The organism is Streptomyces sp. NL15-2K, assembly GCF_030551255.1.
Lineage (GTDB): Bacteria > Actinomycetota > Actinomycetes > Streptomycetales > Streptomycetaceae > Streptomyces.
Window position 1 is genome coordinate 10,774,189 of the sequence record NZ_CP130630.1, and the last position, 14,603, is coordinate 10,788,791.

General features: G+C 70.3%; 13 protein-coding genes. All 13 read left to right on the forward strand.

Annotated elements, in window-relative coordinates; all coding sequences use genetic code 11:
* The first annotated feature begins 5 nt into the window (after positions 1 to 5).
* Positions 6 to 896 carry a glycosyltransferase gene (locus Q4V64_RS47090; protein ID WP_303714629.1) on the forward strand — a complete coding sequence of 297 codons (891 nt, stop codon included), beginning with the start codon at positions 6 to 8 and terminating at the stop codon, positions 894 to 896.
* A 93-nt stretch (positions 897 to 989) separates the two neighbouring features.
* The gene (locus tag Q4V64_RS47095; protein ID WP_124437578.1) at positions 990 to 1,919 is read left to right on the forward strand and encodes an ABC transporter permease; all 930 of its coding nucleotides are present in this window, start codon (positions 990 to 992) and stop codon (positions 1,917 to 1,919) included.
* A complete protein-coding gene (locus Q4V64_RS47100; protein ID WP_124437577.1) occupies positions 1,912 to 2,691 on the forward strand; it encodes an ABC transporter ATP-binding protein in 780 nt (259 codons plus the stop codon). Before Q4V64_RS47095 ends, Q4V64_RS47100 begins: the two co-directional genes overlap by 8 nt.
* A 387-nt stretch (positions 2,692 to 3,078) precedes the next feature.
* Positions 3,079 to 3,981, forward strand: a complete 903-nt coding sequence (gene hpnC, locus Q4V64_RS47105; RefSeq protein WP_124437576.1) for a squalene synthase HpnC — start codon at positions 3,079 to 3,081, stop codon at positions 3,979 to 3,981.
* Positions 3,978 to 4,928 carry a presqualene diphosphate synthase HpnD gene (hpnD, locus tag Q4V64_RS47110; RefSeq protein ID WP_124437575.1) on the forward strand — a complete coding sequence of 317 codons (951 nt, stop codon included), beginning with the start codon at positions 3,978 to 3,980 and terminating at the stop codon, positions 4,926 to 4,928. The genes hpnC and hpnD overlap by 4 nt, the downstream gene beginning before the upstream one ends.
* Entirely contained in the window at positions 4,928 to 5,173 is a 246-nt protein-coding gene (locus tag Q4V64_RS55765) for a DUF6380 family protein (RefSeq protein WP_124437574.1), read from the forward strand. The genes hpnD and Q4V64_RS55765 overlap by 1 nt, the downstream gene beginning before the upstream one ends.
* Positions 5,170 to 6,606, forward strand: coding sequence for a hydroxysqualene dehydroxylase HpnE (gene hpnE / locus Q4V64_RS47115; protein WP_124437573.1), 1,437 nt, complete (start codon positions 5,170 to 5,172; stop codon positions 6,604 to 6,606). The genes Q4V64_RS55765 and hpnE overlap by 4 nt, the downstream gene beginning before the upstream one ends.
* A complete protein-coding gene (locus tag Q4V64_RS47120) occupies positions 6,606 to 7,736 on the forward strand; it encodes a polyprenyl synthetase family protein (protein WP_124437572.1) in 1,131 nt (376 codons plus the stop codon). The genes hpnE and Q4V64_RS47120 overlap by 1 nt, the downstream gene beginning before the upstream one ends.
* 120 nt (positions 7,737 to 7,856) lie before the next feature.
* The gene (gene shc / locus Q4V64_RS47125) at positions 7,857 to 9,845 is read left to right on the forward strand and encodes a squalene--hopene cyclase (RefSeq protein WP_124437571.1); all 1,989 of its coding nucleotides are present in this window, start codon (positions 7,857 to 7,859) and stop codon (positions 9,843 to 9,845) included.
* Positions 9,845 to 10,489 (forward strand): 1-hydroxy-2-methyl-2-butenyl 4-diphosphate reductase, encoded by a 645-nt coding sequence (locus tag Q4V64_RS47130; RefSeq protein WP_124437570.1) that lies wholly within the window; start codon positions 9,845 to 9,847, stop codon positions 10,487 to 10,489. The genes shc and Q4V64_RS47130 overlap by 1 nt, the downstream gene beginning before the upstream one ends.
* 5 nt (positions 10,490 to 10,494) lie before the next feature.
* Entirely contained in the window at positions 10,495 to 11,517 is a 1,023-nt protein-coding gene (hpnH, locus tag Q4V64_RS47135) for an adenosyl-hopene transferase HpnH (RefSeq protein ID WP_124437569.1), read from the forward strand.
* Between the two features lie 4 nt (positions 11,518 to 11,521).
* Positions 11,522 to 12,679: a flavodoxin-dependent (E)-4-hydroxy-3-methylbut-2-enyl-diphosphate synthase gene (ispG, locus tag Q4V64_RS47140; protein WP_124437568.1), complete on the forward strand. Its 1,158-nt coding sequence runs from the start codon at positions 11,522 to 11,524 to the stop codon at positions 12,677 to 12,679.
* Positions 12,680 to 12,706: 27 nt separating this feature from the next.
* Entirely contained in the window at positions 12,707 to 14,602 is a 1,896-nt protein-coding gene (gene dxs / locus Q4V64_RS47145) for a 1-deoxy-D-xylulose-5-phosphate synthase (RefSeq protein ID WP_124437567.1), read from the forward strand.
* Position 14,603 lies beyond the last annotated feature (1 nt).

Consider the following 14,603-nt stretch of genomic DNA (forward strand, 5'->3'; position numbering starts at 1 on the left):
CCGCCGTGGAGGCTTCTTCCTCATTGAAGGTCGGCGCGGTCGTCATCACCATGGGCAACCGCCCCGACGAGCTGCGCGCCCTGCTCGACTCCATCGCCAAGCAGGACGGCGAGAAGGTCGAGGTGGTCGTGGTCGGCAACGGCTCGCCCGTCCCGGACGTCCCCGACGGTGTCCGGACCATCGAACTGCCCGAGAACCTCGGCATCCCCGGCGGCCGCAATGTCGGCATCGAGGCCTTCGGCCCCGGCGGCCGCGACGTCGACGTACTGCTCTTCCTGGACGACGACGGCCTCCTGGCGCACCACGACACCGCCGAACTGTGCCGTCAGGCCTTCGAGGCCGACCCGGCGCTCGGCATCATCAGCTTCCGCATCGCCGACCCGGACACCGGCGTCACCCAGCGCCGGCACGTGCCGCGCCTGCGCGCCTCCGACCCGATGCGCTCCTCCCGCGTGACCACCTTCCTCGGCGGCGCCAACGCCGTCCGTACGCGGGTCTTCGCCGAAGTCGGCGGGCTTCCGGACGAATTCTTCTACGCCCACGAGGAAACCGACCTGGCCTGGCGGGCCATCGACGGGGGCTGGATGATCGACTACCGGTCCGACATGGTGCTGTACCACCCCACGACCGCACCCTCGCGGCACGCGGTCTACCACCGCATGGTCGCCCGCAACCGCGTCTGGCTCGCCCGCCGCAACCTGCCCCTGCCCCTGATCCCGGTCTACCTCGGCGCATGGCTGCTGCTCACCCTGGTGCGCCGGCCCTCGCGGCCCGCCCTGAAGGCGTGGTTCGGCGGATTCCGGGAAGGCTGGAGCACGCCGTGCGGGCCGCGCCGGCCCATGAAGTGGCGTACGGTATGGCGGCTGACCCGACTGGGCCGGCCCCCTGTCATCTGACAAGCTCGTTCCTGAGAGCACCGGGGCCGCGAGGTTCCGGGCTCATGCCATGCCCGCACAGGCTGCGCATCTCGAAGACGAAAGTTTCCACTAGTGAGTGAGACAACACACGACGGCAGGGTCGCGGTGAGCGCGCCCGCGCCGCCCGACGAGGGCCTCACGGCGGCACAGCTCGCCGCCAAGCACGGGCTCACCGTGAGCGGCGCCCGCCCCTCCCTCGTCGAGTACGTCCGTCAGCTCTGGGACCGGCGCCACTTCATCCTCGCCTTCTCTCGGGCGAAGCTGACCGCCCAGTACAGCCAGGCCAAGCTCGGACAGCTGTGGCAGGTGGTCACCCCACTGCTGAACGCGGCCGTGTACTTCTTCATCTTCGGCCTGCTCCTGGAGGCCGACCGGGGCATGGACCGCGAGGTGTACATCCCGTTTCTCGTCACGGGCGTGTTCGTCTTCACGTTCACGCAGAGCTCGGTGATGGCGGGCGTGCGCGCGATCTCCGGCAACCTCGGCCTGGTGCGCGCGCTGCACTTCCCGCGCGCCTCGCTGCCGGTCTCCTTCGCGTTGCAGCAGCTCCAGCAGCTGTTGTTCTCGATGATCGTGCTGTTCGCCATCGTGGTCGGCTTCGGGAGCTATCCGGACCTGTCCTGGGCGCTGATCGTGCCAGCCCTCGTCCTGCAGTTCTGCTTCAACACCGGCCTCGCTCTGATCATGGCCCGGGCCGGCGCCAAGACCCCGGACCTGGCGCAGCTGATGCCCTTCGTGATGCGTACGTGGATGTATGCCTCCGGCGTGATGTTCTCCATCCCGATCTTCCTGGCCGACAAGCCGGACTGGATCGCGAACATCCTGCAGTGGAACCCCGCCGCGATCTACATGGACCTGATGCGTTTCGCCCTCATCGAGGACTACGGCTCGGAGTACCTGCCCGAGCACGTCTGGGCGGCCGCGGGCGGCTGGGCGCTGCTGCTGGCGCTCGGTGGTTTCGTGTACTTCTGGAAGGCGGAGGAGAGGTACGGCCGTGGCTGAGCACAAGACCGACGAGCGCATCCCCACCGTCATCGCGGACGACCTGCACATCGTCTACCGGGTCAACGGCGCCAAGACCGGCAAGGGCAGCGCGACCGCCGCACTCAGCCGCATCCTCAAGCGCGGCGAGGAACGCGGTGTACGGAAGGTGCACGCCGTCCGCGGCGTCTCCTTCGTCGCCTACCGCGGCGAGGCCGTCGGCCTGATCGGCTCCAACGGCTCCGGAAAGTCGACCCTGCTGCGCGCCATCGCCGGCCTGCTCCCGGCCGAGAGCGGCAAGGTCTACACCGACGGCCAGCCGTCCCTGCTCGGCGTCAACGCGGCCCTCATGAACGACCTCACGGGCGAGCGGAACGTCATATTGGGCGGGCTGGCCATGGGCATGTCCCGGGAGCAGATCAAGGAGCGCTACCAGGACATCGTCGACTTCTCCGGCATCAACGAGAAGGGCGACTTCATCACGCTGCCGATGCGGACGTACTCCTCCGGCATGGCGGCCCGCCTGCGTTTCTCCATCGCCGCCGCCAAGGACCACGACGTCCTCATGATCGACGAGGCGCTGGCCACCGGTGACCGCAAGTTCCAGAAGCGTTCCGAGGAGCGCATCCGCGAGCTGCGCAAGGAGGCCGGCACCGTGTTTCTGGTCAGTCACAACAACAAGTCGATCCGTGACACCTGCAACCGTGTGCTGTGGCTGGAGCGCGGTGAGCTGCGCATGGACGGTCCGACGGACGAGGTCCTCAAGGAGTACGAGAAGTTCACGGGCAAGTAGTCCACCCGGACCCGGGCGAAACGGCCCACCCCGCTTCCCAGGGCCCCGCCGGAACTGCTCCGGCGGGGCCCCGCGTCTGCAAAGGAAACGTCAACTTCGGTCCGGCTTAGGAATCTTGGGGCCAATCGGTGTGTTCTTGTGATGCGCAGGACACCCCGGCGATCCACAACGCGTTGTACAACGTAAGCTGTACCGGTCCCGAATCGCGGCAAGTAGGGCGATAATGCGCGACACCCTCTGCCGGGGCGGCCGTGCGGACGGCCGGGCGGCGTGTCCGAAATAGTGTGTATTGGATCGTCGGTGTAGAACGGGAGATGTGACGGCAATGGCTACGGAAACTCCCCAGCTCCACGCAGCATGTGCCGTCCCCGCCCCGGGCAGTCAGCGGTGACGGGAACCGGCATGACGCGCCCCGGTGTCACGGAGCGCGGCACGCTCGACAAGGCCGCGGCGGAGAACTTCCCCGTGGCCCCCTTCTTCCTGCCCAGGGCCTGGCGCACCGACCTCATGGCCGTCTACGGCTTCGCCCGCCTGGTCGACGACATCGGCGACGGCGACCTGGCCCCCGGCGGCGCCGACACCCGCCTGCTCGGTGTCTGTCCCGAGGAGGCCGGAGACCGCCTGGTGATGCTGGACGCCTTCGAGGCCGACCTCCACCGCGTCTTCGACTCCACCCCGAGCCACCCGCTGCTGCGCCGCCTCCAGCCGACGGTCCGCCGCCGCTCGCTGACCCCCGAGCCCTTTCTCGGCCTGATCGCGGCCAACCGCCAGGACCAGCTCGTCACCCGGTACGAGACCTACGACGACCTGCTCGCCTACTGCGAGCTGTCCGCCAACCCGGTCGGCCGCCTGGTCCTCGCCGTCACCGGCACCTCGACGCCCGAGCGGATCCGCCGCTCCGACGCGATCTGCACGGCCCTGCAGATCGTCGAGCACCTCCAGGACGTCGCCGAGGACCTCGGCCGCGACCGTATCTATCTGCCCGCCGAGGACATGAAGCGCTTTCACGTCCAGGAGGCGGATCTCGCCACGAAATCCGCTGGCGCATCGGTGCGCGCACTGGTTGCGTACGAAGCACAACGCGCCCGCGATCTCCTGAATGAAGGCGCCCCCCTCGTGGGTAGCGTCCACGGCAGGCTCAGACTGCTGCTCGCAGGGTTCGTGGCGGGGGGAAGGGCGGCGATCCACGCGATCGCCGCCGCCGAATACGACGTACTTCCCGGCCCGCCCAAGCCCGGCAAGCTCCAGTTGCTGCGCGAGGCGGGCGTGACTCTGCGAGGAGAGGGGTGATCCGGACCGTGGAGTCGGAACCACACGTGTCCGCACCGGTACTCGCCGCCTACAGCTACTGCGAGGCCGTCACCGGACAGCAGGCCCGGAACTTCGCGTACGGCATCAGGCTGCTGCCGACGCCCAAGCGCCGGGCGATGTCGGCGCTGTACGCGTTCTCCCGGCGCGTCGACGACATCGGTGACGGCGCGCTGGACGCCGGCGTGAAGGCCGCGAGACTCGAGGACACCCGGGCGATGCTGGCCAGGGTGCGCGACGGTTCGGTCGACGAGGACGACACCGACCCCGTGGCCGTCGCCCTGACCCACGCCGCCCGGGCCTTCCCGATCCCGCTCGGCGGCTTGGACGAGCTCATCGACGGCGTCCTGATGGACGTACGCGGCGAGACCTACGAGACCTGGGACGACCTGAAGGTGTACTGCCGCTGCGTGGCGGGCGCCATCGGGCGGCTCTCGCTCGGCGTGTTCGGTACGGAACCGGGGGCGCGCGGTGCCGAGCGCGCGCCGGAGTATGGCGACACGCTCGGGCTCGCGCTTCAGCTCACCAACATCCTGCGGGACGTCCGCGAGGACGCCGAGGGCGGGCGCACCTATCTGCCCGCCGACGACCTCGCGAAGTTCGGCTGCTCGGCCGGGTTCAGCGGGCCGAAACCGCCGGAGGGCGCCGACTTCGCGGGCCTCGTGCACTTCGAAGTGCGTCGGGCCCGCGCCCTTTTCGCCGAGGGCTACCGGCTGCTCCCCATGCTGGACCGGCGCAGCGGCGCCTGTGTCGCCGCCATGGCCGGCATCTACCGCCGCCTGCTGGACCGCATCGAGCGCGACCCGGAGGCCGTGCTGCGCGGCCGGGTCTCGCTGCCCGGGCGGGAGAAGGCGTACGTCGCCGTGCGTGGCCTGTCAGGCCTGGACACCCGGCATGTGACCCGGCGGACCGTCAGGAGGCGCGCCTGATGGACAACCTGGACCAAGGTGATGTCGGAGCCTGTGTCACCTCCCCGGTCGGGCGCGCGACGCCTGGCACGCACGCTCGCCCGCACCAGACGCCGCGCGCTGATCCGACCGGAGAGGTGACACAGGCCCTCAGCGGCGCGAAGTGGCGGGCAACCCTCCGGTGGCGGGCGGCGTCCCTGACTGAGACGGTCGGACGTGCACCGTTCAAGAAGCACGGCCGCCGCGCAGGGGAGGCTGCACGATGACCCACGGCACACGGTCCGACGGGCCACTCGCGAACGGCCCGGACGGCCCGGTCGCATCCGGGAGGCACGCCGTCGTGGTGGGCGGAGGGCTTGCCGGCATCACCGCCGCGCTCGCGCTCGCCGACGGCGGAATGCGCGTCACCCTGCTCGAAGGCCGGCCACGCCTGGGCGGGCTCGCCTTCTCCTTCCAGCGCGACGGACTGACCGTCGACAACGGCCAGCACGTGTATCTGCGCTGCTGCACCGCCTACCGCTGGTTCCTCGAGCGCATCGAGGGAGCGGCGCTGGCTCCGCTGCAGGATCGTCTCGACGTGCCCGTGGTCGACGTCGCCCGGCCCGAGGGCCGGCGGCTCGGCAGGCTGCGGCGCGACGCGCTGCCCGTGCCCCTGCATCTGGGGCGCAGCCTCGCGACGTATCCGCATCTCTCGCTCGCCGAACGGGCCAACGTGGGGCGTGCCGCGCTCGCGCTCAAGGGGCTCGACCTCGCCGATCCGACCCTGGACACGCAGGACTTCGGCAGCTGGCTGACCGCGCACGGTCAGTCGGCGCGTGCCGTCGAGGCCCTGTGGGACCTGGTCGGGGTCGCCACCCTCAACGCGGTCGCGGGCGACGCCTCGCTGGGGCTCGCCGCGATGGTGTTCAAGACCGGTCTGCTGTCCGAGCCGGGCGCGGCCGACATCGGATGGGCGCACGTCCCGCTGGGCGAACTGCATGACCGGCTGGCCCGCAAGGCGCTCGACTCCGCGGGCGTGCGTACCGAGGTCCGTACACGCGTCACCTCCATCTCTACTGACGAAAACGGGCGTTGGAGCGTTCAGGTTCCCGGCGAGAGGCTCGAGGCGGACGCGGTGGTCCTCGCCGTGGCGCAGCGCGAGGCCCACGATCTGCTGCCCGCTGGGGCGCTCGACGCTCCCGGACAGCTGCTGGAGATCGGTACCGCGCCGATCCTCAATGTCCATGTCGTCTACGACCGGAAGGTGCTCGGCCGGCCCTTCTTCGCGGCCCTCGGCACCCCCGTGCAGTGGGTGTTCGACCGCACCGAGGCCTCCGGGCTGACGGACGGCCAGTATCTGGCGCTGTCCCAGTCGGCCGCGCGCGACGAGATCGACGAGCCCGTCGCCGTACTGCGCGAGCGCTACCTGCCGGAGCTGGAACGGCTGCTGCCCCGCACGCGGGGGGCCGAAGTGAAGGACTTCTTCGTGACCAGGGAACGGACGGCCACGTTTGCTCCCACCCCCGGCGTCGGACGGCTGCGGCCCGGCGCCCGCACCAAGGCCCCCGGCCTCTACCTGGCCGGAGCGTGGACCGCCACAGGGTGGCCCGCGACCATGGAGAGTGCGGTTCGCAGTGGTGTGAGCGCGGCGTCCGCCGCGCTCGGCGCCCTGGGCCGGCCCCGCCCCCGCCACCTCTTCGAGATCGAGGAGGCAGCCTGATGCTCGACCAGCACGGCACGGCCGGCCCCCGCACCTCCGGTACCGCAACAAGAGGAGAGACTGTGCCCACTGTGCCCCCGGCCTCGACGGCTGCCGACGCGGTGGACGTGACCGCGCTCCTGGAGCGCGGCCGGACCCTGGCCACACCGGTACTGCGAGCGGCCATCGACCGCCTGGCCCCTCCCATGGACACTGTCGCCGCCTACCACTTCGGCTGGATCGACGCCGAGGGCAACCCCGCGGACGGTGACGGCGGCAAGGCCGTCCGTCCCGCCCTCGCGGTGCTCTCCGCCGAGGTCACCGGCGCCGCACCCGAGACCGGCATCCCCGGCGCCGTGGCCGTCGAACTGGTCCACAACTTCTCGCTCCTGCACGACGACCTGATGGACGGCGACGAACAGCGCCGCCACCGCGACACCGTCTGGAAGGTGCACGGCCCCGCCCAGGCCATCCTCGTCGGCGACGCCCTGTTCGCCCTGGCCAACGAGGTGCTCCTGGAACTCGGCACCGTCGAGGCGGGCCGCGCCACCCGCCGCCTGACCACCGCCACCCGGGCCCTCATCGACGGCCAGGCGCAGGACATCTCCTACGAGCACCGCGACCGCGTCAGCGTCGAGGAGTGCCTGGAGATGGAGGGCAACAAGACCGGCGCCCTGCTCGCCTGCGCGAGCTCCATCGGCGCCGTGCTCGGCGGCGCCGACGACCGCACCGCCGACACCCTGGAGAAGTACGGCTACCACCTCGGCCTCGCCTTCCAGGCCGTCGACGACCTCCTCGGCATCTGGGGCGACCCGGTCTCCACCGGCAAGCAGACCTGGAGCGACCTGCGCCAGCGCAAGAAGTCCCTGCCGGTCGTGGCCGCGCTCGCGGCGGGCGGTGCCGCCTCCGAGCAGCTCGGCGAGATGCTCGCCGCCGACGCCAAGAGCAGCGACTTCGAGAACTTCTCCGAGGAGGAGTTCGCCGCCCGCGCCGCCCTGATCGAGGAGGCGGGCGGCCGCGAGTGGACCTCCGAGGAAGCGCGCCGCCAGCACACCATCGCCATCGAAGCCCTCGACGCCGTCGACATGCCCGACCGGGTACGGGCCCAGTTCACGGCGCTCGCCGACTTCGTCGTCGTACGAAAGAGATGATCACTATCGGTCGAATAGCCCTCGCGTAGTCGCCGGCCGGTGTCGCGGGAAGACGAGCACCGGCCGACGGCGGACCCGCAGCAGACGCACACCACTTGCACACTGCACGAAGGGGAAGCCATGACAGCGACGACCGACGGAAGCACCGGGGCCCTGCCGCCCCGCGCTGCCGCGGCCAGCGAATCCGACAGCACACCCGTGGCGGCCGGGGTGCACGACGCCGCCGTACGCGCCGTGAAGCGCGCCACCGACTTCCTGCTGGCGAGGCAGGATGCCCAAGGCTGGTGGAAGGGCGACCTCGAGACCAACGTCACGATGGACGCCGAGGACCTGCTGCTGCGTCAGTTCCTGGGTATCCGCGACGAGAAGACCACACAGGCCGCCGCCCTCTTCATCCGCGGCGAGCAGCGCGAGGACGGCCCCTGGGCCACCTTCTACGGCGGGCCGGGCGAACTCTCCGCCACCATCGAGGCCTACGTCGCGCTCCGCCTGGCCGGCGACGCCCCGGACGCGCCGCACATGGCGAAGGCATCCGCCTGGATCCGTGGGCAGGGCGGGATCGCCGCCTCCCGTGTGTTCACCCGGATCTGGCTGGCTCTGTTCGGCTGGTGGAAGTGGGAGGACCTGCCCGAACTCCCGCCGGAGCTCATCTACTTCCCGACATGGGTGCCGCTCAACATCTACGACTTCGGGTGCTGGGCCCGGCAGACCATCGTCCCGTTGACGATCGTCTCCGCCAAACGACCGGTGCGGCCCGCGCCCTTCCCGCTCGACGAACTGCACACTGATCCGAACCGGCCGAACCCGCCCAAGCCCCTCGCGCCCGTGGCGAGTTGGGACGGCGCCTTACAGCGTCTGGACAAGGCCCTGCACGCGCTGCGCAAGGTCGCGCCGCGCAAGCTGCGCGGAGCCGCGATGAACAGCGCCGCCCGCTGGATCATCGAGCGCCAGGAGAACGACGGCTGCTGGGGAGGCATCCAGCCGCCGGCCGTGTACTCGGTCATCGCCCTGCATCTGCTCGGCTACGACCTCGAGCATCCCGTGATGCGTGCGGGCCTTCAGTCGCTGGACCGTTTCGCCGTGTGGCGCGAGGACGGGGCCCGGATGATCGAGGCCTGTCAGTCGCCGGTCTGGGACACCTGCCTGGCGGCCATCGCGCTCGCCGACGCGGGGGTGCCCGCCGACCATCCCCAACTGGTCAGGGCCGCCGACTGGATGCTCGGCGAGCAGATCGTGCGGCCCGGCGACTGGTCGGTCCGCAGACCCCAACTGCCGCCCGGCGGCTGGGCGTTCGAGTTCCACAACGACAACTACCCCGACATCGACGACACCGCCGAGGTCGTCCTCGCGCTGCGCCGGATCAAGCACCACGCCCCGGAGCGGGTGGAGAAGGCGATCGGGCGCGGGGTGCGCTGGAACCTCGGCATGCAGTCCAAGAACGGGGCGTGGGGCGCCTTCGACGTCGACAACACCAGCCCGTTCCCCAACCGGCTGCCGTTCTGCGACTTCGGCGAGGTCATCGACCCGCCGTCGGCGGACGTCACCGCGCACGTCGTCGAGATGCTCGCGGTGGAGGGCCTCTCGCACGACCCGCGCACCAGGCGCGGCATCGAGTGGCTGCTCGCCGAACAGGAGCCGGACGGCTCGTGGTTCGGACGCTGGGGCGTCAACTACGTCTACGGCACCGGATCCGTCGTACCCGCCCTGACCGCCGCCGGGATCCCCGGCTCGCACCCCGCGATCCGGCGGGCCGTGGCCTGGCTGGAGTCGGTGCAGAACGACGACGGCGGCTGGGGCGAGGATCTGCGCTCCTACAAGTACGTCAAGGAATGGAGCGGCCGGGGCGCCTCGACCGCCTCGCAGACGGCCTGGGCGCTGATGGCCCTGCTGGCCGCGGGGGAGAAGGACTCCCCGGCCGTCGAGCGCGGCATCGAGTGGCTCGCGAGCACCCAGCGGGAGGACGGCTCCTGGGACGAGCCGTACTTCACCGGCACCGGCTTCCCGTGGGACTTCTCCATCAACTACCACCTCTACCGGCAGGTCTTCCCGCTCACCGCCCTCGGCCGGTACGTCCACGGAGAGCCGTTCTCCGGGGCCAAGGGGGGCTGATGAGCACCCAGTCCGCCCCGGCCCCGCTGCTGATCGCCTGCGCGCTCGGCATCGAGCGCTTCGCGCTGCGCAGCGGCGGTGACCGCGGCGGTGCGGGCGGGCCGGTCACCGTGCTCCGTACGGGCATGGGACCGCAGGCGGCCGAGCGGGCCGTCACCCGGGCCCTGGCCGACCCGGCGTACGGCGAGGCCGCCGTGCTGGCCACGGGCTTCTGCGCGGGGCTCGCCCCGGGCATGCACCCCGGCGACCTGGTCGTCGCCGAGGATACCCGGGACCCGCGCGGCACCGTGCCGTGCGTCGGGACCGAGCTGCTCGTCAAGGAGCTGGTGCGGGCCGTGCCCGGGCGCACCGTCCACACCGGACCGCTCACCGGTTCCGATCACGTCGTACGCGGTCACGAACGGTCCGATCTGCTCGCGACCGGCGCGATCGCGGTCGACATGGAGTCCGCGGCCACGCTCCTGAGCGCCGTCCGCGCGGGCGAGCGCCCCGTTGCGGCCGTCCGGGTGGTCGTGGACGCTCCAGAACATGAACTCGTCCGGATCGGCACGGTGCGGGGTGGAATATCAGCCTTCCGCGTACTTCGCTCGGTCCTTCCTGCTTTCTACGAATGGCACCGTTCCTTGCTGCTCCCCAGGAGGTGAGCCAGATGGCCATGCCGCTGCGTCAGTCCATCAAGGTCGCTACATACTTGGCCGAACAGAAGCTCCGCAAGCGGGAGAAGTTTCCGCTCATCGTCGAGCTGGAACCGCTCTTCGCGTGCAACCTCAAGTGCGAGGGCTGCGGCAAGATCCAGCACCCGGCCGGAGTGCTCAAGCAGCGCATGCCGGTGGCCCAGGCCGTCGGGGCGGTGTTGGAGTCCGGCGCGCCGATGGTGTCCATCGCGGGTGGTGAGCCCCTGATGCATCCTCAGATCGACGAGATCGTGCGGCAGTTGGTGGCGAAGAGGAAGTACGTCTTCCTGTGCACCAATGCCATGCTGCTGCGCAAGAAGATGGACAAGTTCAAGCCCTCTCCCTACTTCGCCTTCGCCGTGCACATCGACGGGCTGCGCGAGCGGCACGACGAGTCGGTGGCGAAGGAGGGCGTGTTCGACGAGGCCGTGGAGGCGATCAAGGAGGCCAAGCGGCGCGGCTTCCGGGTCACCACCAACTCGACCTTCTTCAACACCGACACCCCGCAGACCATCATCGAGGTGCTCAACTTCCTCAACGACGACCTCAAGGTCGACGAGATGATGATCTCGCCCGCCTACGCCTACGAGAAGGCGCCCGACCAGGAGCACTTCCTGGGCGTGGAGCAGACCCGCGAGCTGTTCAAGAAGGCCTTCTCCGGCGGCAACCGGCGCCGTTGGCGGCTCAACCACTCGCCGCTCTTCCTGGACTTCCTGGAGGGCAAGGTCGACTTCCCGTGCACGGCCTGGGCGATCCCGAACTACTCGCTGTTCGGCTGGCAACGCCCCTGCTACCTGATGAGCGACGGATACGTGCCGACGTACCGCGAACTCATCGAGGAGACCGACTGGGACAAGTACGGCCGCGGCAAGGACCCCCGCTGCGCCAACTGCATGGCGCACTGCGGCTACGAGCCCACCGCCGTCCTCGCCACCATGGGGTCCCTGAAGGAGTCCCTGCGCGCCATGCGCGAGACGGTCTCCGGAAACCGGGAGTGACGCCATGACCGCCGTCTCCTTGGGTGTCCCCGAGGTCCCGGTCCGGCCCATCGCCGAGCGGCGCGTGTCGCGACGTATCGAGGTCGGGCCGGTGGCGGTCGGGGGCGGGGCCCCGGTGTCGGTGCAGTCGATGACGACGACCCGTACGTCCGACATCGGCGCCACCCTGCAGCAGATCGCGGAACTCACCGCCTCCGGCTGCCAGATCGTCCGCGTCGCCTGCCCCACGCAGGACGACGCGGACGCCCTCGCGACCATCGCGCGCAAGTCGCAGATCCCGGTGATCGCGGACATCCACTTCCAGCCCAAGTACGTCTTCGCCGCGATCGAGGCCGGCTGTGCCGCCGTACGCGTCAATCCCGGCAACATCAAGCAGTTCGACGACAAGGTGAAGGAGATCGCGCGGGCCGCGAAGGACCACGGCACACCGATCCGGATCGGGGTCAACGCGGGCTCGCTCGACAGGCGGCTGCTGCAGAAGTACGGCAAGGCGACGCCCGAGGCGCTCGTGGAGTCGGCGCTGTGGGAGGCGTCGTTGTTCGAGGAGCACGACTTCCGGGACATCAAGATCTCGGTGAAGCACAACGACCCCGTGGTGATGGTCAACGCCTACACGCTGCTCGCCGAGCAGTGCGACTACCCACTGCACCTGGGGGTCACGGAGGCCGGTCCCGCCTTCCAGGGGACCGTCAAGTCGGCCGTGGCCTTCGGGGCGTTGTTGTCACGAGGCATCGGGGACACCATCCGGGTGTCCCTGAGCGCCCCGCCCGCCGAGGAGGTCAAGGTCGGCATCCAGATCCTTGAGTCGCTGAACCTCAGGCAGCGGCGGCTGGAGATCGTGTCCTGCCCGTCCTGCGGGCGCGCCCAGGTCGACGTCTACAAGCTGGCCGACGAGGTCACCGCAGGGCTGGAGGGCATGGAGGTCCCCTTGCGCGTCGCGGTCATGGGCTGTGTGGTGAACGGACCCGGCGAGGCACGGGAGGCCGATCTGGGAGTCGCCTCCGGCAACGGCAAGGGGCAGATCTTCGTCAAGGGCGAGGTCATCAAGACCGTGCCCGAGTCGAAGATCGTCGAGACCTTGATCGAGGAGGCGATGAAGATCGCCGAGCAGATGGAGCAGGACGGCGTCGCGTCGGGGGAGCCGGCCGTCACCGTGAGTTGAACAGCACGGACCTGGAGGGGGCCCGACGTGACGATTCTGGAGAACATCCGGGGACCACGCGACCTGAAGGCGCTGTCCGAGGCGGAACTCGGTGAACTGTCCGAAGAGATCAGGGAGTTCCTGGTGCACGCGGTCGCCAGGACCGGCGGACACCTCGGGCCCAATCTGGGGGTGGTGGAACTGTCCATCGCGCTCCACCGGGTCTTCGAGTCACCGGTCGACCGCATCCTGTGGGACACCGGCCACCAGAGCTACGTACACAAACTACTGACGGGTCGTCAGGACTTCTCCAAGCTGCGCGGCAAGGGCGGCCTGTCCGGCTACCCCTCGCGCGAGGAGTCCGAGCACGACGTCATCGAGAACAGCCACGCCTCCACCGCGCTCGGCTGGGCCGACGGGCTCGCCAAGGCCCGGCAGGTGCAGGGGGAGAAGGGGCACGTTGTCGCGGTCATCGGTGACGGGGCGCTCACCGGCGGTATGGCCTGGGAGGCGCTGAACAACATCGCGGCCGCCAAGGACCGGCCGCTGATCATCGTCGTCAACGACAACGAGCGGTCGTACGCGCCCACCATCGGCGGCCTCGCCAACCACCTGGCCACCCTGCGCACGACCGACGGCTACGAGAAGGTCCTGGCATGGGGCAAGGACGTACTGCAGCGAACTCCGGTCGTGGGCAACACGATCTACGAGTCGCTGCACGGCGCCAAGAAGGGCTTCAAGGACGCCTTCGCGCCCCAGGGCATGTTCGAGGACCTCGGTCTGAAGTACGTCGGCCCCATCGACGGCCACGACCTCAAGGCCGTCGAATCGGCGCTCCGGCGCGCGAAACGCTTCCACGGACCGGTGCTGATCCACTGCCTGACCGAGAAGGGACGCGGCTACGAACCCGCCCTCGCCCACGAGGAGGACCACTTCCACACCGTCGGCGTGATGGACCCGCTGACCTGCGAGCCGCTGACGCCGTCGGGCGGGCCGTCCTGGACCTCGGTGTTCGGCGACGAGATCGTCCGGATCGGCGAGGAGCGGGACGATGTCGTGGCGATCACGGCGGCCATGCTGCACCCGGTGGGGCTGGGCAAGTTCGCGGCCCGCTTCCCGGACCGGGTGTGGGACGTCGGCATCGCCGAGCAGCACGCCGCCGTCTCCGCGGCCGGCCTCGCTACGGGCGGGCTGCACCCGGTCGTCGCCGTCTACGCCACCTTCCTCAACCGGGCCTTCGACCAACTCCTGATGGACGTGGCACTGCACCGCTGCGGGGTCACGTTCGTGCTGGACCGGGCCGGCGTGACGGGTGTCGACGGCGCCTCGCACAACGGCATGTGGGACCTGTCGGTCCTCCAGGTCGTGCCCGGCCTGAGGATCGCCGCGCCGCGCGACGCCGACCAGCTGCGGGCCCAGCTGCGGGAGGCGGTCGCGGTGGACGACGCGCCGACGCTCGTCCGTTTCCCGAAGGAGTCGGTGGGACCCGAGATCCCGGCGATCGACCGGGTGGGCGGCCTGGACGTCCTGCACCGCGCGGACCGGCCCGAGGTGCTGCTGGTCGCGGTCGGCGTCATGGCGCCGGTGTGCCTGCAGGCCGCCGAGCTGTTGGAGGCCCGGGGCCTCGCGTGCACGGTCGTCGACCCCCGGTGGGTCAAGCCCGTCGACCCGGCGCTCCCGCACCTGGCGGCCGAGCACCGGCTGGTCGCCGTCGTCGAGGACAACAGCCGCGCGTCCGGGGTCGGGGCCGCCGTGGCACTGGCGCTGAGCGACGCCGAAGTCGACGTCCCCGTACGGCGGTTCGGGATCCCCGAGCAGTTCCTCACGCACGCCAAGCGCGGGGAGGTGCTCGCCGACATCGGGCTCACCCCCGTCGAGGTCGCCGGGCGGATCAGCGCGAGCCTGGCCGTCAAGGAAGAGCTGTCCAGGGAGCAACAGGGATGAC

Bases quoted from the DNA above. Each gene is read 5' to 3' on its own strand.
- Q4V64_RS55765 (WP_124437574.1), top strand. From the start codon at position 4,928: ATGGACAACCTGGACCAAGGTGATGTCGGAGCCTGTGTCACCTCCCCG.
- hpnE (WP_124437573.1), top strand. From the start codon at position 5,170: ATGACCCACGGCACACGGTCCGACGGGCCACTCGCGAACGGCCCGGAC.
- Q4V64_RS47120 (WP_124437572.1), top strand. From the start codon at position 6,606: ATGCTCGACCAGCACGGCACGGCCGGCCCCCGCACCTCCGGTACCGCA.
- shc (WP_124437571.1), top strand. From the start codon at position 7,857: ATGACAGCGACGACCGACGGAAGCACCGGGGCCCTGCCGCCCCGCGCT.
- Q4V64_RS47130 (WP_124437570.1), top strand. From the start codon at position 9,845: ATGAGCACCCAGTCCGCCCCGGCCCCGCTGCTGATCGCCTGCGCGCTC.
- hpnH (WP_124437569.1), top strand. From the start codon at position 10,495: ATGGCCATGCCGCTGCGTCAGTCCATCAAGGTCGCTACATACTTGGCC.
- ispG (WP_124437568.1), top strand. From the start codon at position 11,522: ATGACCGCCGTCTCCTTGGGTGTCCCCGAGGTCCCGGTCCGGCCCATC.